Origin of the sequence: Sphingobium fluminis (assembly GCF_037723805.1) — a bacterium.
GTDB lineage: Bacteria > Pseudomonadota > Alphaproteobacteria > Sphingomonadales > Sphingomonadaceae > Sphingobium.
The window spans coordinates 46,101-65,723 of record NZ_JBBJUK010000003.1 but is presented as its reverse complement, the minus strand read 5'-3'; the positions used below and the strand labels follow the sequence as shown (position 1 = coordinate 65,723).

Sequence of the window (19,623 nt, the reverse complement as noted above, 5' to 3'; positions counted from 1 at the left end):
TGTTTGCCCCCGGCGTCTTTCGGGATAGGGGATGATCGATAAAGTCCCGGAGAGACGATGCCTACAACCACCTATGATGTCGTCATAATCGGCTCCGGCGCGGCGGGCCTGACCGCCGCCATCAATCTGGCGCAGGACCGCAAAGTGCTGGTGCTGGCCAAGGGCGCGCTCGACAGCGGCTCGACCAACTGGGCGCAGGGCGGCATCGCCGCCGTACTCGACGCGGGTGACAGTTTCGAGGCGCATGTCCATGACACCATGGTCGCGGGGGCCGGCCTCAACAATATCGAGACGGTGGAATTCGTCGTGTCCAACGCCCCCGCCGCGATCGAGCGGCTGGCGGAACTGGGTGTGCCGTTCAATCTGGACGAGCAGAGCGGGGAGAATTTCGGCGACCGCTGGCACCTTACGCGCGAGGGCGGGCACAGCCATCGCCGCATCGTCCATGTCGACGACGCCACCGGCGCGGCGGTGCAGCAGGCGCTGGTCAAGGCCGCGCGCGCCAATCCCAATATCACGCTGTGCGAGGATATGGTCGCCATCGACCTGATCACCAGCCGCCATGGCGAGCGCTATTCGGGGGACGGCCATGTCTGGGGCGTCTATGCCTTCAACAAGAAGAGCAAGCGCGTCGATGCGTTTCTGGGCCGCGCGACGATATTATGCACGGGCGGGGCGGGCCGTACCTATCTGTTTTCCACCGCGCCGCGCGGCGCGACCGGGGACGGCATCGCCATGGCCTGGCGCGCGGGTTGCCGCGTTTCCAATATGGAAATGAACCAGTTTCACCCGACCTGCCTCTATAATCTGGAGGTCAAGAATTTCCTGATCACCGAGGCGGTGCGCGGCGAAGGCGGGCATTTGAAGCTGCCCCCCGGCGTGCCCGGCGGCGGCGAGCGCTTCATGGACCGGTTCGACCCGCGCGCCGAACTGGCCCCGCGCGACGTGGTGGCACGGGCGATGGATCATGAGATCAAGCGGCTGGGCCTCGATTATGTCCATCTGGACATCAGTCACAAGGACCCCGCGTTCGTCCGGCAGCATTTCCCGACGATCTACAGCCGCCTTCTCGACCTGGACATCGACATCACCAAGGAACCGATCCCGGTCGTCCCGGCGCAACATTATACCTGCGGCGGGGTCATCATCGATCTTGACGGGCGCACCGACCTGCCGGGCCTTTATGCCGCCGGTGAAGTCACCGAAAGCGGCCTCCATGGCGCCAATCGCCTGGCATCCAATTCGCTGCTGGAATGTTTCGTGTTCGGCGAGGCGGCCGCGAAGCATATCCGATCGCACTGGGATGCGCTCCCCGCGCCACCGGCAATCCGCCCGTGGGACGAAAGCCGCGTCACCAACAGCGACGAGGAGGTCATCGTCCAGCATAACTGGAAGGAAATCCGCCGCTTCATGTGGGATTATGTCGGGATCGTGCGCACGACCAAGCGGCTGGAGCGGGCGCAGCACCGGGTTACGCTCCTGGCGCAGGAGGTGGACGACTATTATGGCAATTTCCGCGTGACGCCCGACCTGATCGAATTGCGCAACCTGCTGGAAGTGGCGCGGCTGGTCGTCCGATCGGCGCTCAAGCGCAAGGAAAGCCGGGGCCTGCACTACACGCTCGATTATCCCGACATGCTGGCGCAAGCGAGGGATACGGTGTTGACGCCCTAATTGATGATATCGGTCGGCCGTTTGCGATCCGCCGGATCATTGCCGACCACGCGATTGCGGCCGTTCTTTTTTGCCTCATACAGGTGAAAATCGGCATGCCGTACCAGTTCGAGCAGGTCGCGGCCATCGCCGGGGGCGGTCGCGACGCCGATGCTGACCGTCGGCACGATCGCAAGCGTGCCCGCGAATGCCGCCGGCACCGCCGCCCGCAGCCGCTCGGCATGGGTCAGCGCGGTTGCATGCGACATGCCCTCGCACAGCACGACGAACTCCTCGCCGCCATAGCGAAAGATGCGGTCGCCGGCGCGCACGCTGCCGCGCAACGCCTGCGCGACCTGCCGCAGCACATCGTCGCCCATCACATGGCCATAGCGATCGTTGATCTGCTTGAAATGATCGACATCGACGATGGCGAGGCTGACCGGCCGATGCTCTGTCATCGAGCGTGCGACGCTCGACTGGGCGATGGCTTCGAACCGGCCACGGTCGAGCAGGCCGGTGAGCGCGTCGATTCCTGATTTTTCCAGCAGCGCCCGGTAGCGATGACGGTAGGTCAGCTTGGCGAAGATATCGGCCAGGGTGCGCCCCTCCGGATGGGTATCGCCATCGCCCGACCGTTCGTAGAAATGGATATAAAGGCTGATCAGGCCGGCATAGACCAGCGCTGCGCCCATTTTCGCGACCCAGCCGCCGATCAGCGCAGCCGGCGGCGTTCCGGCGATGGCATGCAATCCCGCGAAAAAGGCGAGCTGATCGAAAGTCAGGATGATAATCAGAGATACCGCCGCGCGCACGAACATCGACCGGCTGAACATGTGTTCCAGCCGTTCATAGAGCAGGATGATCGCGATGCTGTCGACGAACAACACGACCGTGCCCCAGATCATCAGCGCGCCCAGCTGGTCGAGCAGGCCAAGGTCCGGCTGCGCCCCGCCCGGCAGCGCCATCGGCGTATAGAAGCGCAGGATCGCCGCGAGCGCGACCATCAGGCAGTTACCCACCAGCAACCCATATATGGGCTGGCGCACCGTTTCGGCATCCTCGCGGATATACAGCATCAGGATCATCGCGAGCTTGCCGGCGAACATCACCGTCGACCCCGGCGAGATCAGCCCGAACGGCAGCTGGATGAAGAAGACGGCGGCAAGATAGGTCTCAAGGAAGTGCATGACGCCCAGCGCACAGACGAACACGCCCAGCCCCATGGCATGGCGCGCCCGGAACAGAGCGGCCATAATGGCGAAATAGAAGATCGCCTGCGCGACCAGTAATAGACTTCCCGTCACCATGACCCCTTTGTTATGGGATCGATGTAAAGGTCATTCGCGCGGCAATTTCAAGTAGCCGCATTGTTACCGGGTCAGGAAGTCACGCAGCGCCGCCGTGAACCGGGCAGGTTGATCCGCCATGACGACATGGCCGCTCGGCCCTATCGGCGTAAGCCGTGCGCCCTTCGCCATCGCATAGGCTGCCCGGAACCGGCGCGTGATGTCCGCCGCCTGCGCCCTGTCCGCTCCCACGGCATAGATCACTTCCAGCGGCGCGCCGAGTTTCGCGAGCCGGGCCGTCAGGTCGATATTGGCGAGATCGCGCAGCGCGCTGGCGATGACCGCCGGATCGCTGCCTTGCGCGCCGGGGGTCTGCGCGACGATCTGCGCGAGATAGGCGCGGCCGCCCAGCGTCCCCGTGAAATACTGGCTGAGCTGGTCCGCGAGATAGCCCATGCCGCGAGCGGTGCCACCGACCATCGCGGCGCCCGCCGGCAGCATGTCGACCACCATCAGCCGACCGGCGACCCCGCGCAATCCCAGCAGCATCGCCAGCGTGCCGCCCATCGAATGGCCGACGATCGCGGGACGGACGAGGCCCGCGCTCTTGATGTACCGCGCGATTTCGTCGGCAAGAGGCTGAATCAAGGGGCCGCCGGCATTCGCCTCAGGCGCAAGACCGGCGAAGCCGCGCACCTGGATTCGGTGCCAGCGAAAGCCCGGCAGGGCCGCGATCTGCCGGTTCCAGACGGCCGGGCCGCTGGCCAGCCCGGGAATCAGCAGCACGTCGCGCCCCTTGCCCGTTACGCTCACGGCGATCCGCGACGACTGGAAAGACGCGGCGAGAGCGGCCGGCGAGCGAAACGTCCATCCGCCCAAAAAAGCGGCAGCGCCCAGCAACAGCCTTCGCCGATTCATGTCATCGATCATATGCGGTCTGTCGCAGCGCCACCGCCGAACGGCAAGCGTGCTTTATTTTCAGGCCGTTCACGCTCCTTACACCGCAAATGTGGAATCATTCGTCGCATCGCCCTTGTGGCAAAGGGAACCGATCGCCCTATCTGGAGTGAGAGTGCGGGGAATTTGATGAAGCATATTGGGTTTGGGCGCGGCAAGCGCCCCGAAGGCGGCAGTTCGACCCGTCTTATCCTGTTGATTGCGGCGCTTTCCGCCTGTGTCAGCGCGCCCGAGCAGCCACCCGCGCAAGCGCGCGACAATGGTGCCGTCCAGCCCAAGACGGCGACGTTCCCTATTCGTACAGTCGCCAATCCACCCCGGCCCTATCAGGATATCGATCAGCGCGAGGCGCCTTCGCCCGCTCTGGTCAGCGTCGTCCGCAATCTCGGCCAAAGTTTTAACGGCCATGTCGGCATTGCGGTAAAGCGCGTCGGCAGTGACTGGACGGTCGCTTACAATGGCAATCAGCTGTTCCCGCAGCAGAGCGTGTCGAAACTTTGGGTGTCGATGGCGTTTCTCGACGCCGTCGATCGCGGCAAGATCCGTCTTTCCGACAGCGCCACGATCACGCGCGCAGACCTGACCCTGTTTCACCAGCCTACCGCCGCGCTGGTCGGCAGCACCGGCTGGACGACGACCTACGCCGACCTGATGCGCCGGGCGATGACGCAGAGCGACAATACCGCCAATGACACGCTGTTGCGCGCCGTGGGCGGCCCCGATGCCGTGCGCGCCTTTCTCGCCCGGCGCATGATCCGGGACATTCGCTTCGGGCCGGGCGAGCGATTGCTCCAGGCGACGACGGCCGGCCTCGAATGGCGGCAGGATTATGCGATCGGGCGCAATTTCTATGCCGCCCGCAACCGGGTGCCGATGGCCGCGCGGCAGCGGGCGCTGGACAATTATCTGGCCAGCCCCCCCGATGGCGCCGCACCCGCTTCGATCGTTCAGGCGCTGGCAAAACTGAAGCAGAACGACATGCTCTCCAGCAGCTCCAGCAGCCTGCTCATGTCGATCATGGAGGAAGCGAAGACCGGGCCGCAGCGGATCAAGGGCGGCGTGCCCCATGACTGGCGCTACATGCACAAGACCGGGACGGGCCAGGAACTGGGCGGCCGATCGACCGGCTTCAACGATGTCGGCATCATGACCGCGCCGGACGGGACCAGCTATGCCGTGGCGGTGATGATCGGCAGCACGACCGTGCCAATTCCCACGCGATGGGCGTTGATGCAGGCCGTGGCACAGGCCGTTGCGGCCAATCACGAAAAGCGGTGACGCACCTTCATCGACGGCTTTCGATCAAGGCCACGAGCGTCGCCATCGGCCTGCCCGGTTTCATGACGACGCTGATCTCGCCGGCGCGGGGAGACAGTTCCGGCGGCAATCCGGTGCCGGTATAGATGACGAACGGGATTGCCGCGTCCAGCAGCCGCAGCGCGACCGGCGTGATATTCCGATCGACCAGGTTCGCGTCCATGATCGCAGCCGCCACGATCTGCGTATCGAGCACCGCGAGCGCGCTTGCCACCGTATCGGGCGTAGCGACGACCACCCCGTCGAGAGATTCGACTTCTTCTGCCAGCAACATGGCCAGCATCGGTTCATCCTCGACGATCAATATCGGCAGTCGATCCAGCATCGCAATCCCTGTCGGCCCGGCACTGTATTCTGAGCCAGTTGGTCCGAGTCGAGCTACTGATGCACTGGAAATGGATTTAATCCAAATCAACTTCTTTTGCGCCTGTCGTTGCCTGAACCGGGAGCGCAAGGATGCACGATCCACGTTCAGAAGCGGCGGACGACCCCCAGATATATCTCCCGGTCCGGGCTGGCGGCGTTGAGGCCGATATTGGCGCCGATGTCGAACTGCATATCCTTCGACGGCTGCCACGCGAAAGAAAGCCCTGCCAGCGCCTCCGTCGAATGGCCGTCCGGGTCATCGTCACGCATCGCGGATGTTTCGATTGTCGCGGAGACGTCGTTCCCGAAATCCAGGCCCAGACCGAAGACGCTGCCATAGGCGAGATGCCGGCCCGACCGGTCGCCGTCAACCGCTGCATCGACTTCCGGCGTCAGGGCCAGCGACAGGCCGTGACCGAGATCGAAGCTCACCGGCACCAGCAGTCCCGCACCCCAGTCCCCAGCGCCGATAGCCGCGCCGCCGGCAGGCAGCGTGACATAGGGCATGACCGCAACAGAAAAGCCCGATCCGTCGGGATTATGCAGATTCTGCCGCAGCGCGAGTGCAATATCCCCGACGCCGCCGTCCTTTTCCTCGGCGTTCGTGCTGCGGTCGCGGATTCGCACATGACCATAAGCGGTCCAGCCCAATTGCGCCTCCAGGCTGTCGGTCAAACCCACGCGGAACAGCGCGTCGCCGGTCTTCGCCATATTCGTTTCGCTCGCCGCATCCTTCTGGCGCGTCCAGTCGCCCAGCCCCAGTTCAAATACCAGCCGGCCGGGCTCGACAGTGCAGGCCGGCGTGCCAAGACCCGGCCGGTCGGCGCATAGTTCGCGCGCGTCCTGCGCCTGCGCCGCAGCAGGAAGCGCGGCAAAGGCGGCAGCTACGATGCCGAAATATAGCAGATGTCGAACCATGACGTCCCCCTCTTGCGGCGACATTGCACCGAAGCGGCTGAAACATCACGGACATAAATGGTTCCGCTCGGAGGCCGTTCGGGAAAGTCGGTTGCGGCCGTGTTTGAAGCCGCCTCCCAGGGCAACGACCCTTGGGCTGGCTCCCGCTTCGATCAGTCGCTATCTCCCTTTCATGTCCCAGAATCACCTCTATCTCGTCGACGGCAGCGGTTATATCTTCCGTGCCTATCACCAGCTGCCGCCGCTCACGAACCGCCATGGCCAGCCGGTCGGCGCGGTCTATGGCTATACGACGATGCTCTGGAAGCTGGCGGAGGAGCTGGGCGCGGCGGAGGGCCCGACCCATATGGCGGTGGTGCTCGACAAGGGCAGCCACACGTTCCGCAACGACATGTACGATCAGTATAAGGCGCATCGCCCCCCCGCGCCCGAGGATCTGGTGCCCCAGTTTCCGATGATCCGCGATGCGACGCGGGCTTTCTCCCTCCCCTGCATCGAGGAAGCCGGGTTCGAGGCGGATGACATCATCGCGACCTATACCAAGGCGGCGGTGGCGGCAGGCTGGCATGTCACCATCGTCAGTTCCGACAAGGATCTGATGCAGCTGATCCAGCCCGGCGTCGACATGTACGACACGATGAAGAATGAACGGCGTGGGGCGGACTATGTGATGGGGAAGTTCGGGGTGCGGCCCGAACAGCTTGGCGACGTGCTCGCGCTGATGGGCGACAGCGTTGACAATGTGCCGGGCGTGCCGGGCATCGGCCCCAAGACCGCGTCGAAGCTGATCACCGAATATGGCGACCTTGAATCCGTGCTGGTCGCCGCGCCCGGCATGAAGAAATCGAAGATGGCGGACAATCTGATCGAGCATGCGGACATGGCGCGGCTGTCGCGCCGCCTCGTCGCGCTGCATGATGCGATGGACCTGCCCGAGCCGCTGGAGGAACTGACGCTCAAGGGCATTCCCAAGGAGCCGTTGCAGCAATTCCTCGAACATCATGGCTTCAAGTCGCTGCTGACCCGGCTGGGTGCGCCCGCCGTGGCCGTAGCGATCGCCACTGCCGCCGCCGCCGTCAGCGAGACCACGCCGCCGCTCGTCCCCGAGGCGGAGGCATTGCTCCCGATCGACTGTTCGCTGTACGAAATGGTGACGACGCCAACGCAGCTGGAAGCGTGGATTGCCGAGGCTTATGCCGAAGGTGTCGTCGCTGTCGATACCGAGACCGACAGGCTCGACAGCATGGAGTCCGGCCTCGTCGGTATCAGCCTGTCGACCGGCCCCGGCCGCGCCTGTTATATTCCGCTCGCTCATCGTTCGACCGACGACATGTTCGGCGAAGTGCCGCCGCAGATCCCGCTCGACACCGCGATTCGCCTGTTACGGCCGCTGCTGAGCGACGATTCCGTCCTCAAGGTCGGCCACAACCTCAAATATGATCTCAACGTGCTTGCTCGCGTCGGGCTTGAGGTGACGCCGATCGATGACTCGATGGTCATGAGTTTCAATCTGGACGCCGGCAAATCGCTGGGCGGACACGGCATGGACGAGGCGGCGAGCCTCCACCTCCAGCATACATGCATCAGTTTCAAGGATGTCGCGGGCACCGGCAAGAAGGCGATCAGCTTCGCCCATGTGCCGCTCGACAAGGCGACCGCCTATGCCGCCGAGGATGCGGAGATTACGTGGCGGCTGTGGCGCAAACTGGCGCAGCGGTTGCCGCAGGAGGGCGTGACCCGCGTCTATCAGTTGGTCGACCGCCCGCTGATCCCGGTGGTCGCGCGCATGGAACGGCACGGCATAAAGGTCGACCGGAACGAATTGTCGCGCCTGTCTGGCAGCTTTTCCCAATCGATCGCGGGGCTTGAAGCGGAGATTTTCGAGCTGGCAGGGCATAGCTTCACCATCGGGTCGCCACAGCAGCTCGGCGTCGTGCTGTTCGACGAAATGGGCCTTAAGGGGGGCAAGAAGGGCAAGAGCGGCACCTATTCGACCGACGTGACGGTGCTGGAAAAGCTGAAAGCCGAGGGCTCGCCGATGTGCGGGCTGGTGCTCGAATGGCGGCAGCTCTCGAAGCTCAAATCCACCTATACCGACGCGCTCCAGAGCCAGATCAATCCGGACACGGGCCGCGTTCATACCAGTTACAGTCTGACCGGCGCGCAGACCGGGCGGTTGTCCTCGACCGATCCCAACCTTCAGAATATTCCGATCCGCACCGAAATCGGCCGCCAGATCCGCCACGCTTTTGTTGCGGAGCAGGGCAATGTCATCCTTGCCGCCGACTATAGCCAGATCGAACTGCGCCTCGCCGCGCATATGGCCGATGTGCCGGCGCTGAAGGAGGCGTTCGCGGCGGGCGAGGACATCCACAATCGCACCGCGCAGGAATTATGGGGCGAGGTCAATCGCGACACGCGCGGGCGGGCGAAGACGATCAACTTCGCGATCCTCTATGGCATTTCGCGCTGGGGCCTTGCCGGACGCCTCGAAATCAGCGCGGACGAGGCGCAGGAGATGATCTCCAAATATTATGAGCGCTTCCCCGGCATCAGCCTCTACATCACCGATACCCTGGAAAAGGCGCGGGCGAACGGCTTCACCGAGACGCTGTTCGGCCGCAAGACCTGGTTTCCGCGCATCAAGGCCCCGATCCAGCACGAACGGCAGGGTGCGGAGCGCGCCGCGATCAACGCCCCGATCCAGGGGACGAGCGCGGACATCATCAAGCGGGCGATGGTGCGGATGGGACCGGCGCTGGAAAAGGCGGGGCTGAACCGGGTGCGGATGCTGCTCCAGGTGCATGATGAACTGGTGTTCGAATTGCCGGAGGGCGACGTCGAGGCGGCGAGCGCGGTGATCCGTGGCGTGATGGAAACCGCCGCCGAGCCGATCGTGACGCTGAGCGTACCGCTGGGTGTGGAGATCGGCTCGGGGGCGAGTTGGGGCGCGGCGCATTAAACGAAAGGGCGATCCACGCGGACCGCCCTTCTCTCAATCGAAAAGCTCTTCCAGAAAGCTTTTCTTGCGCTTTTTCTGATAGTAGCGCCCGTCGTCGCCATAGCCCCGGTCCGGCCGGTATATCGGCTGTTGAATCGCCCGCTGCGCCGCAAGCGGCGCGCCCTGCCCCGCCGACCGCTCGATGATCTTGTCCAGTTCGCCCCGGTCCAGCCAGACGCCCCGGCATTGCGGGCAATAGTCGATTTCCACCCCCTGCCGGTCCGTCATCTGGAGCCCCACATGACAGACCGGGCAGAGCATGGCCGACATTGCGGCCTGATCGCGCATCCCTTTACTCCCGATCGCCGGTCAGGCTGAGCAGCATCTGGAACAGGTTAACGAAATTCAGGTACAGCGACAGCGCGCCCATGACCTGCACCTTTTCCGCGACCTCATGCCCGGCGAACTGGAAATAGTCGGACTTGATGCGCTGCGTGTCCCAGGCGGTGAGGCCGGTGAAGATCACCACGCCCAGGATCGAGACCACCATCTGCATCGCCGACGATCCGATGAAGATGTTGATGAGGCTGGCGACGATGATGCCGATCAGGCCCATCATCAGGAAGCTGCCCATTTTAGTCAGGTCGCGCTTGGTCGTGTAGCCCCATAGCGACATTGCCAGGAACATCACGGCGGCGGAGAAAAAGGCCTGAGCGATGCTGCCGCCGGTGAACACCAGAAAGACGCTGGCGAGCGACACGCCCATCACCGCGGAGAACGCCCAGAAAGCCATGCGCGCGGTCGCCGTGGTCATCTTGTCGATGCGGAAGCTGAAGAAAAACACGAAGGCGAGCGGCGCGAAGATCGCCACCCATTTGAGCGGCGTACCGAAGATCGCGGCGGCCAGCACCGGCGTATTGCCGATGAAGGCGGCGACGAGGCCGGTAATGACGAGGCCAAGCCCCATGTTGCGGAAAACGCCCAGCATATGCGCGCGCAGGCCGGCATCGGTATCCACCGACCGGCTGGCGCCATAGCCCGGCATGCGTACGGGATTGTTCACAGGTAAAACTCCATCCATATCTGCCAGTGGATCGAGCGGCCCGGCGCGGTCTTCGGGGGTTTCTAAGGGGGGAGGCGAAATCCCCGAACCTGCACCGAGCACACTCGATGCGGTCCGACATCACGGCTGGTATTCACCAACCGCCAGAGGGGCCCGGCCCGCTCCAGCAATATCGGGGGCAGACGGCGGCCGCGCAAGGGGTCCGCTTGCCTGGAAACATTTTGTTACAAACTGACCGGGCATCAGGAAGGATTGACCCCCGCCCCGCTTGGCGTCATCGCTCCACCCATGTCCGACGCCAAGCATATCGACGCGCCCCTGCGCCTGTTCAACAGCCTGACCCGCGCGGTCGACCCCTTCGCCCCGATCGACCCCGGCCACGCGCGCGTCTATAGTTGCGGGCCGACCGTCTACAACTATGCGCATATCGGCAATCTGCGCGCCTATGTCTTCGTGGATACGCTGCGGCGCACCCTGTTGTGGAAGGGGCTGGACGTCACGCAGATCATCAACATCACCGATGTCGGCCATCTGACGTCGGATGCGGACGCCGGCGACGACAAGATGGAGGCCGCCGCGCGCGCATCGGCGAAGAGCATCTGGGACATAGCGGCGCACTATACCGACGCCTTCAAAGCCAATATCGCCGCGCTGAACATCATGGCGCCGACCGAATGGACGGTGGCGACCGATTATGTCCCGCAGATGATCGCTTTTGCCGAAAAGATCGCTGCCACCCATTGCTACCAACTGGACAGCGGCCTGTATTTCGACAGCTTTACCGTGCCCGATTACGGTGCTCTGGCAGGTGGTCGGGACGACGCGGCTCACGCCCGGATTGATCCGGTCGCGGGCAAGCGCAACCCGTCCGATTTCGCGATCTGGCGCAAGTCGCCGCCGGGCGAGCAACGGCAGATGGAATGGGATTCGCCATGGGGCAAGGGCGCGCCGGGCTGGCACCTTGAATGTTCGGTGATGAGCTTGGACCGGCTGGGCCATCCGTTCGACATCCATACCGGCGGCATCGACCATCGCGAGATCCACCATCCCAATGAGATCGCCCAAAACCAGGCATATCATCAGGCCTATTGCGGCTGCACGGATGCGGTGTCCGGCTTCACCGGCGCGCGCTGGTGGATGCACAATAATTTCCTCGTCGACAGACAGGGAAAGATGTCGAAGTCGAAGGGCGGCTTTACCACCCTCTTCTCGCTGATCGATGCGGGCGTGCACCCCATCGCCTATCGCCTGCTGTGCCTTGGCGCCCATTATCGCAGCGAGCTGGAATTCAGCGCGCACGGACTGGCCGGCGCGCTGACGCGGCTCAAGCGGCTTATAATGGGTGTCGAGGGACTTAAGGCGCGGGCGGAAGGCGTGACCTGGCAATCGCCGCGCCTCGATTATTTGCGCGCCAATCTGCATCCCAAACTCATACCCTTGCTGGAGCAGTTCGACGCGGCACTGAGCGACGATCTGATGACGCCGCGAGCGATGCCGCTGCTCGAAGAAGCGATCGCGCTCAAGAAAGTGCCGGTCGATGAAAAGCTGTGCCTCATCGCTGCCTTCGACCAGGCGCTGGGCTTTGACCTGCTCACCCTGACCCGCGCCGACCTGCGCATCACGCCCAAGGATGCGCAGATCGCCCCGGACGAGATCGAGGCCGAACTGGACCGCCGCACGAGCGCCCGCGCCGACAAGGATTTCGCCGCCTCCGACGCGATCCGCGACGCCCTGATCGCGCGCGGCGTGGAGGTGATGGACGGTGATCCGTTGCGCTGGGACTGGCGACTGGCGCTCGGCTGACGGGGCAGCCTTGCCTTTGCGCGGGTCAGCGCTTAGGTGCGTCTCCTATTTTCAATCCGCAGGAGTGAAGTGACGTGGCGGCGAAATGGACGCCAGCGAGCTGGCGCGATCATAAGGGCATTCAAATGCCCGCTTATCGCAACGCGGATGCGCTCGCATCCGTGGAGGCGCAACTCGGCCGCTTTCCGCCGCTGGTGTTTGCAGGCGAGGCGCGCAACCTGAAGGCCGAACTGGGCAAAGCAGCTTCGGGTGAGGCGTTTTTGCTGCAAGGCGGAGATTGCGCGGAGAGTTTCGCGGAATTTCATCCCAACAACATCCGCGACACATTCCGCGTGCTGTTGCAGATGGCAGTGGTGCTGACCTTTGCATCGAAGCTACCGGTGGTGAAGGTCGGCAGGCTGGCGGGCCAGTTCGCCAAGCCGCGTTCGGCCGATACCGAAGTCATTGGCGGCGTCGAATTGCCGAGCTATCGCGGCGACAATGTGAACGACATGGCGTTCACGGCCGAGGCCCGCGAGCCGGACCCGGAGCGGATGGTGCGCGCCTATAATCAGTCGGCGGCGACGCTCAATCTGGTCCGCGCCTTTTCGACCGGCGGCTATGCCAGTCTCGATCAGGTGCATGGCTGGATGCTCGATTTCATGGGCCGCAGCCCGTGGGCGAGCAAGTTCGAGGCGATGGCCGATCGGATCGGCGAGGCGCTGGCCTTCATGCGCGCCTGCGGTCTCAACCCCGAAACGGTGCCGCAGCTTGGCGGGACGAGCTTCTATACCAGCCACGAAGCTTTGCTGCTGCCGTTCGAACAGGCGCTGACGCGGCAGGATTCGCTGACCGGCGACTGGTACGACACCAGCGCGCATATGCTGTGGATCGGCGACCGGACCCGGTTCGAAGGGTCGGCCCATGTCGAATATCTGCGCGGCATCGGCAATCCGATCGGCATGAAGTGCGGTCCCAGCCTGGAACCGGACGCGCTGCTGCGCCTGCTCGACTTGCTCAATCCGAGCCGCGAGGCGGGTCGCATCACACTCATCACCCGCTATGGCCATGACAAGATCGAGGCCGGCCTGCCCAAGCTGGTGCGCGCGGTGCTGCGCGAGGGCCATCCGGTAGTCTGGTCATGCGATCCGATGCACGGCAATGTCATCAAGGCCGCCAATGGCTACAAGACCCGGCCGTTCGATCGCATTCTGGCCGAAGTGCGCGGCTTCTTCGCCGTGCATCGCGCCGAAGGCAGCTTCGGTGGCGGCATCCATGCCGAAATGACGGGGCAGAATGTCACGGAATGCACCGGCGGCGCGATCGCGATCACCGATGAAGGGCTGGCGGACCGCTACCACACCCATTGCGATCCGCGCCTGAACGCGGCGCAGAGCCTGGAACTGGCGTTCCTGCTGGCGGAAATGCTGAACGAGGAACTGAAGGAACGCCGCGCGGCGGCCTGAGGCGTGGGGAGGGAGGCGTGCCTCTCTCCCACTGCCGTCATCCCCGCGAAGGCGGGGATCCATTCAAGCTGACGCGCGCTGGAATGGACGTTGCGCTTCCCGAGCGCAGACGCGCAAGGGGGGGGGGTAAATGGGTCCCCGCCTGCGCGGGGACGACGGGGTGTCAGAGGAGCTGTGCTGAAGGGGAGCGCTTATTTGCGCGCCTTGCGTGCCGCATAGCGCGCGTCGCGCTCGGCCTTCTTTTCGGCTTCGGTCTTTTCGACTTTCTCGACCTTCACTGGCCTTGCCGCGATCGCAGCCTGTTTTTCGGCCGCGATTCGTGCCTTTTCGGCCTCCCGCGCCGCTTTCTTTTCGGCGGCGGCGGCGATTTTGGCGGCTTCCTTGGCTTCAGCCGCAAGCCTGCGTTCTTCCAACACCGCTGGGTCGACCGGGGGCTTGGCTTTCAATGCTTCGAGCGCCTTCTGCCGCGCCTGCGCGGCGAGGGCCGTGCGTTCGTTGAAACTGGGCGCCTTATATGAGGCCATTTTTCGAATAGTCCTTGGAAGTGATGAAAAAGGGAAGCGCGCCGCCTAGCATGGATCGGCGCGAAAGGGGAGAAAAGTTGCAATCACGCGCCAGCGGCGCACCATTCAGGCCAGATCGCGACGGCGGAAGCTGTCGGCATCGGCGGCGTTCCACCAGCGGCGCAGCGTCGCATGTGCGGTCCCCGCGATCAGTTCGCCCGGCGCCACGAACGGATAGATTTCGTCCATCTGCCGCATTTCGGCGACGTTGATCCGCTGGCGCAGATGGCCGGGCCGGAAGTCGTCCGGCGAATTGAGCCCGGCGGCGACGACAATGTCGTGCAGCGCATGCAGCGTCGATTCGTGGAATCGCGCCACCCGCTCGGCCTTATCCGGGACGACGAGGCCGCGTTGCCGCGCGGCCGACTGGGTGGCGACCCCGGTGGGGCATGTGTCGGTGTGGCACCGCATCGACTGCACGCATCCGAGCGAAAACATGAACGCGCGCGCAGCGTTGCACCAGTCAGCCCCGAGCGCCGCATTCATCGCGATCGCCGCGCCGGACGCGACCTTTCCCGATGCCGCCAGTTTCACCTGGCCCTTTAGGTCGGCACCGACCAGCGCATTACGCGCGATGATCAACCCTTCGCGCAGCGGCATGCCGACCCGGTCGGACAATTCCTGCGGCGCGGCCCCCGTGCCGCCTTCCGCTCCGTCGATGACGATGAAGTCGAGCCAGATGCCCGTCTCCAGCATCGCCTTGACGATCGCGAACAATTCATGGGGGAAACCGACGCACAGCTTGATCCCGACCGGCTTTCCGCCGGACAGGTCGCGCATGCGGGCGGCGAATTCGACCAGTTGCTTGGGGGTGGAAAAAGCGCTGTGACCCGGCGGGGAAAGGCAATCCTCGCCCTGCGGCACATTGCGCGTCGCCGCGATCTCCGCTGTCACCTTCGCGCCGGGCAGCAGGCCGCCATGGCCGGGCTTGGCGCCCTGGCTCAGCTTGATCTCGGTCATCCGCACAGACTCATGGCTGGCCCGGTCACGGAACAAGGCGGGGTCGAACCGGCCCTGCGCATCGCGACACCCGAAATAGCCCGATCCCAGTTCCCACACGATGTCGCCGCCATGTTTGAGGTGATAGGGCGAAATCCCGCCTTCCCCCGTATCATGGTAGAAGCCGCCGATCTTCGCGCCCTGATTGAGAGCCTCGATCGCATTTTGCCCCAGCGATCCGAAGCTCATCGCCGAAATATTGAGGCGTGACGCCGAATAGGGCCGTGCGCACTGATCCGACCCGACCATGACGCGCATGTCGCGCGGGGCTTGCGGGTTGGGCGTGATCGAATGGGCGAGCCATTCATATTCCCCGGAATAGACATCGAGTTCCGTGCCGAACGGATGTGCGTCGACATCGCCCTTCGCCCGCGCATAGACGAGCGCGCGCTCGTCATGGCTGAACGGCCGGCCATCCAGATCGCTTTCGACGATATAGGCGCGCAGGAAGGGCCGCAGCCATTCGAAAAGCCAGCGGAACCGCGCAGTGCCGGGGAAATTGCGCCGCAGGCTGTGCTCGCTCTGCACCAGATCGACCAGCGCGATGACCAGCGCCGGAAGAGTGATCAACAGCCCCCAATAGAGCAAGGGATGGTGGCGGGCGACCGCGAAAATGGCTGCCGTAACGCCCAGCCCCAGCCAGAGCAGGCTGTTGCGGCTGATCGGCCGGTCGGTAAAGAGCGCCGCGCCGATATTAGCATTCCGCATGCTTGTTCCTTTTCGGGTTCGCGCGAATTTGTCCGCCTAATGCGTGCGCGTGATCTGCTGTTCCGGCCGGTCCAGAAGCGCGAGGCTGGCGGCGAGGTCTTGCTGTTTGAACGGCTTGGTCAGGCGCGGCAGGTCGGGCGCGATCCCCTTGCCTTCGGCATAGCCCGAGATCACGAGCACGCGGATGTCGGGATGGTGCACCCGCACCTGGTGGGCAAGGTCGGTGCCCGACAGGCCGGGCATCAGATGATCGGTCACCAGCAGGTCGACATGAGGGCCATCGTTCAGCAACGTCAGCGCGGCTTCGGCAGAGTCCGCCTCGATGACCTCATAACCCAGCTCGCCCAGCATGTGCACGGTACTCGCCCTGACCAGATCCTCGTCATCGACCACCAGCGCCGTGCCGCGATCCACGCCATACAGATCGATGCTGTTGACCGCAGCGAGCGATGTCGGCTGCTGACGGCTCACCGGCAGCCACAGACTGACGGTCGTTCCCCGGCCCGGCATACTTTCCATGCCGAGCGCTCCGCCCAGCTGCGCCGCGAGGCCATGAACCATCGACAAGCCCAGCCCGGTCCCCTGACCGATGCCCTTGGTCGTGAAGAAAGGCTCGATCGCCTTGGCCATCGTCGCCTTGTCCATACCGATCCCGGTGTCAGTCACGGTCAGGCGAATATAGGCGCCCAGTGGCAGGCCGACGGCATTGACCGCGGCAAGACTTTCTTTGGCCAGGCCGATGGTCAGCGCACCGCCGTTGGGCATCGCGTCGCGCGCGTTCACCGCCAGATTGAGCAGCGCCATCTCGATCTGGTTCGCGTCAGCCAGCGCGGGCGGAAGATTGTCGTCGATCGCGAAGGTGAGACGGACGCGCGGCCCGCATGTCGAACCGATCAGGTCTGCCAGATCGCGGACCAGCGCCGCCGTATCGACAGCCGTCGCCTGCAAGGGCTGTCGGCGGGCGAACGCCAGCAAGCGCTGAACCAGCGTTTTGGCGCGGTCCGCCGATTGCATCGCGCCCTCGATCAGCTTGCGCTCGCGATCGCTGCCGATGCCCCGGCGGTGCAGCAGGTCGAGGCTGCCCACGATAGGAGTCAGCAGATTGTTGAAATCATGCGCGACGCCGCCAGTAAGCTGGCCCATCGATTCGAGCTTTTGCGACTGGCGAAGCGCGTCCTGCGTCTTTTCGAGCGCTTGCGTGCGTTCGGCGACGCGCTCTTCCAGCGTTTCGTTCAGCCGCCGCAGCCGCTCTTCGCTCTCGCGCAGCGCGCCCTCCATGCGGCGGCGCTCGGAAATATCGTTGAACAGGACCGCGAGCTGGTTGGAGGCCGGCTCCCCCGCCGGGAATGCGTAAATTTCATACCAGATATCACCCAGCGCGCCGGCATATTCCTCGAACCGGCTATGTTCGCCGCTCTTTACGACATCGCCATATCGGTCGAACCAATATTGCTCATGATCGGGCACGAGCGATCGCATCGACCGGCCGACCGCATCGGTGAGACCGGTCTGCCGGGCAAAGGCGGGATTGGCTTCCAGAAAAAGATAGTCGATCGGCCTGCCGGCGTCGTCGAACTGCATTTCGATGATGCAAAAGCCCGAATCGATCGAATCGAAAAGGGACCGATATTTGGCCGCGCCGCGGTGCAGCTCTGCGAGGCGCGAGCGCGCATCATATTGGCGTCGCCGTCCGCGCAGGGCGGACTGGGCAAGGCTGATCAAGGTCGTAGGGTGAAAGGGCCGTTCGAGAAACGTCACATTGCCAAGCGCGTCGAGAAAACGCCGGGCGGCGGGGTTGCGCTCGAGCCCCCCGCCCTTGTGCGTCAACAGGATGAACGGAAAATCGGACCATTCGGGCTGCTGCGCAAGCCATTGGGCGATCGGACTGAGATCCGCCGATCGAAGTCCTTCTTCGGTCAGCAGCGCAAAGCCCGCGCCCTGTTCGAGATTGTCCACCAGCGTCGGCACCGAAGCGCACAGCGTCGACTGGATGCTCGCTTCCTGAAGGATCGTCGCGGCGACCGAGGCGTCGCGCCCATGGGGTGCGAGGATGAGCGCGCGTTCGAACAGACCGGACATCACGTCGGCGGATCTCCCAACAGCCCCGGCGCATCGCCCATGAACGTCGGCACGCCCCGCAGCACGCCGTGGAAGCCGACCAACGGTTCTCCCATCCGGATGCCGGTACTGCCGATCCGATATTCGCGTATCGTGTCCTCATGCGATCCAGTTCGTTTCTTGATGACGGAGATAGCCCGGCGCACGCGGCCCGACGCTTCGAAATAGCGCAGTAAAATCACCGTGTCGGCGAGATAGGTGATATCGATCGGCGCCTTCATGTCGCCGACCAGTCCATGCTGGGCGACAGACAGGAAGGTCGTCGCGCCCTGACGATTGAGATATTGCAGCAGTTCGTGCATATGAAGAACCAGCGCATTTTCTTCAGGCATCGCCGCCTGATAGCCGTTTAGACTGTCGATCACGATCGTGCGAACCGCCTGATCCTCGACACAGCTACGCACGCGATGGGAAAATTCGCCTGGCGTGAGTTCGGCCGCATCCACCTGTTGAACGATCAGTTGTCCATCGTCGACCAGCCGGCGCATGTCGATGCCCAGCGCAAGCGCGCGATTGAACAGCAGGCCAATTTCTTCATCGAAGATGAACATGGCCGCCCGCTCGCCACGCGCAATGGCTGCTGTAACGAAGGTCAGGTTCAGTAGCGACTTGCCCGTTCCGGCCGGACCTAGGACGAGGATGCTCGACCCCCGATCCACGCCCCCGCCGAGAAGCGCGTCGAGTTCAGGAATATCACTCTGCAAAATATCGCGCGCGAAATCGCCCTTATGTTCAGCCGCCACCAGCCTCGGAAAGACCCGGACAGCGCCCGTATCGATGGAAAAATCATGGAAACCGCTGCGAAACCGCCGTCCGCGATATTTGATGGCGCGCATGCGACGGCGTTCGGGCCCGTAATTGGGGGATAGTTCCTCCAGCCGCACGACACCATGCGCGACGCTATGCACCGTCTTGTCCGCAACATCGGCGGTCATATCGTCGAGCATCAAGACGGTCGCCTTTTGCGTCGCGAAAAAATGCTTTAGCGCAAGGATCTGGCGTCGATAGCGTAACGAACTCTGCGCCAGAAGACGGATTTCCGACAGGCTGTCCAACACCACCCGGTCGGGTTTGATCCGGTCGAACGCCTCGAAGATGCGCTTCGTCGTTTCACCCAGTTCCAGGTCCGACGAGTAAAGCAGGCTCTGCTGCTGTTCGGCGTCCAACAGGCTTTCCGGCGGCACAAGCTCGAAAACCTCGACGCCTGTCAGGTCCCAGCCGTGCGACGCCGCACTGTCGCGCAACTCCTCGTCGGTTTCCGACAGGGTGACATAAAGACAGGATTCGCCCCGTGCCGCCCCCGTCATCAAAAACTGGGTCGCGATCGTGGTCTTGCCGGTTCCCGGACTGCCTTCCAGCAGGAACAGCCGACCGCGCGTCAGCCCCCCTGCGAGAATTTCATCCAGTCCCTCGACTCCGGTCCGAGCCTGTTCATCCATGTCCTGAAGCACTTGCATATCCCGTCTAACGCTCGAAACGCGAA

General features: G+C 63.8%; 15 protein-coding genes. 5 read left to right on the top strand and 10 right to left on the bottom strand.

From position 1 onward, the window contains the following. Positions 1-57: 57 nt before the first annotated feature. Positions 58-1,674: an L-aspartate oxidase gene (nadB, locus tag WG907_RS09540; protein ID WP_340232546.1), complete on the top strand. Its 1,617-nt coding sequence runs from the start codon at positions 58-60 to the stop codon at positions 1,672-1,674. On the opposite strand, the gene WG907_RS09535 is transcribed toward nadB, so the two are convergent. Continuing rightward, the gene (locus WG907_RS09535) at positions 1,671-2,960 is read right to left on the bottom strand and encodes a GGDEF domain-containing protein (protein ID WP_340232545.1); all 1,290 of its coding nucleotides are present in this window, start codon (positions 2,958-2,960) and stop codon (positions 1,671-1,673) included. The genes nadB and WG907_RS09535 overlap by 4 nt on opposite strands. A 66-nt stretch (positions 2,961-3,026) precedes the next feature. Next, a complete protein-coding gene (locus tag WG907_RS09530) occupies positions 3,027-3,872 on the bottom strand; it encodes an alpha/beta fold hydrolase (protein ID WP_340232544.1) in 846 nt (281 codons plus the stop codon). Positions 3,873-4,028: 156 nt separating this feature from the next. On the opposite strand from WG907_RS09530, the gene WG907_RS09525 reads away from it, so the two are divergent. Next, positions 4,029-5,177 (top strand): serine hydrolase, encoded by a 1,149-nt coding sequence (locus WG907_RS09525; RefSeq protein ID WP_340232543.1) that lies wholly within the window; start codon positions 4,029-4,031, stop codon positions 5,175-5,177. A 7-nt stretch (positions 5,178-5,184) separates the two neighbouring features. Here the strand turns inward: WG907_RS09525 and WG907_RS09520 are convergent, their stop codons facing one another. Both WG907_RS09520 and WG907_RS09515 read right to left on the bottom strand, forming a co-directional pair. Beyond that, positions 5,185-5,541 carry a response regulator gene (locus tag WG907_RS09520; RefSeq protein ID WP_340232542.1) on the bottom strand — a complete coding sequence of 119 codons (357 nt, stop codon included), beginning with the start codon at positions 5,539-5,541 and terminating at the stop codon, positions 5,185-5,187. A gap of 146 nt (positions 5,542-5,687) precedes the next feature. After that, entirely contained in the window at positions 5,688-6,500 is an 813-nt protein-coding gene (locus WG907_RS09515; RefSeq protein ID WP_340232541.1) for a transporter, read from the bottom strand. Between the two features lie 172 nt (positions 6,501-6,672). Between WG907_RS09515 and polA the strand changes: the two genes are divergently transcribed. Further along, positions 6,673-9,462 carry a DNA polymerase I gene (gene polA / locus WG907_RS09510; RefSeq protein ID WP_340232540.1) on the top strand — a complete coding sequence of 930 codons (2,790 nt, stop codon included), beginning with the start codon at positions 6,673-6,675 and terminating at the stop codon, positions 9,460-9,462. A 33-nt stretch (positions 9,463-9,495) separates the two neighbouring features. Here polA and WG907_RS09505 read toward each other — a convergent pair whose 3' ends face one another. Further along, the gene (locus WG907_RS09505) at positions 9,496-9,789 is read right to left on the bottom strand and encodes a TFIIB-type zinc ribbon-containing protein (RefSeq protein WP_340232539.1); all 294 of its coding nucleotides are present in this window, start codon (positions 9,787-9,789) and stop codon (positions 9,496-9,498) included. 4 nt (positions 9,790-9,793) lie between these two features. Further along, positions 9,794-10,486, bottom strand: coding sequence for a Bax inhibitor-1/YccA family protein (locus WG907_RS09500; RefSeq protein WP_340233016.1), 693 nt, complete (start codon positions 10,484-10,486; stop codon positions 9,794-9,796). A gap of 306 nt (positions 10,487-10,792) precedes the next feature. On the opposite strand from WG907_RS09500, the gene WG907_RS09495 reads away from it, so the two are divergent. Continuing rightward, the gene (locus WG907_RS09495) at positions 10,793-12,307 is read left to right on the top strand and encodes a cysteine--tRNA ligase (RefSeq protein ID WP_340233014.1); all 1,515 of its coding nucleotides are present in this window, start codon (positions 10,793-10,795) and stop codon (positions 12,305-12,307) included. Between the two features lie 74 nt (positions 12,308-12,381). Next, the gene (locus WG907_RS09490; RefSeq protein ID WP_340232538.1) at positions 12,382-13,752 is read left to right on the top strand and encodes a class II 3-deoxy-7-phosphoheptulonate synthase; all 1,371 of its coding nucleotides are present in this window, start codon (positions 12,382-12,384) and stop codon (positions 13,750-13,752) included. Between the two features lie 191 nt (positions 13,753-13,943). Here WG907_RS09490 and WG907_RS09485 read toward each other — a convergent pair whose 3' ends face one another. From WG907_RS09485 to WG907_RS09470, 4 genes are all read right to left on the bottom strand, one after another. Then, entirely contained in the window at positions 13,944-14,276 is a 333-nt protein-coding gene (locus WG907_RS09485) for a DUF6481 family protein (RefSeq protein WP_340232537.1), read from the bottom strand. 105 nt (positions 14,277-14,381) lie between these two features. Continuing rightward, positions 14,382-16,022: an FMN-binding glutamate synthase family protein gene (locus tag WG907_RS09480; RefSeq protein ID WP_340232536.1), complete on the bottom strand. Its 1,641-nt coding sequence runs from the start codon at positions 16,020-16,022 to the stop codon at positions 14,382-14,384. 36 nt (positions 16,023-16,058) lie between these two features. Continuing rightward, positions 16,059-18,104: a hybrid sensor histidine kinase/response regulator gene (locus WG907_RS09475; protein WP_340232535.1), complete on the bottom strand. Its 2,046-nt coding sequence runs from the start codon at positions 18,102-18,104 to the stop codon at positions 16,059-16,061. Then, complete coding sequence (locus tag WG907_RS09470) at positions 18,101-19,597, bottom strand: ATPase domain-containing protein (RefSeq protein ID WP_340232534.1); 1,497 nt, start codon at positions 19,595-19,597, stop codon at positions 18,101-18,103. The genes WG907_RS09475 and WG907_RS09470 overlap by 4 nt, the downstream gene beginning before the upstream one ends. Positions 19,598-19,623: the final 26 nt, after the last annotated feature.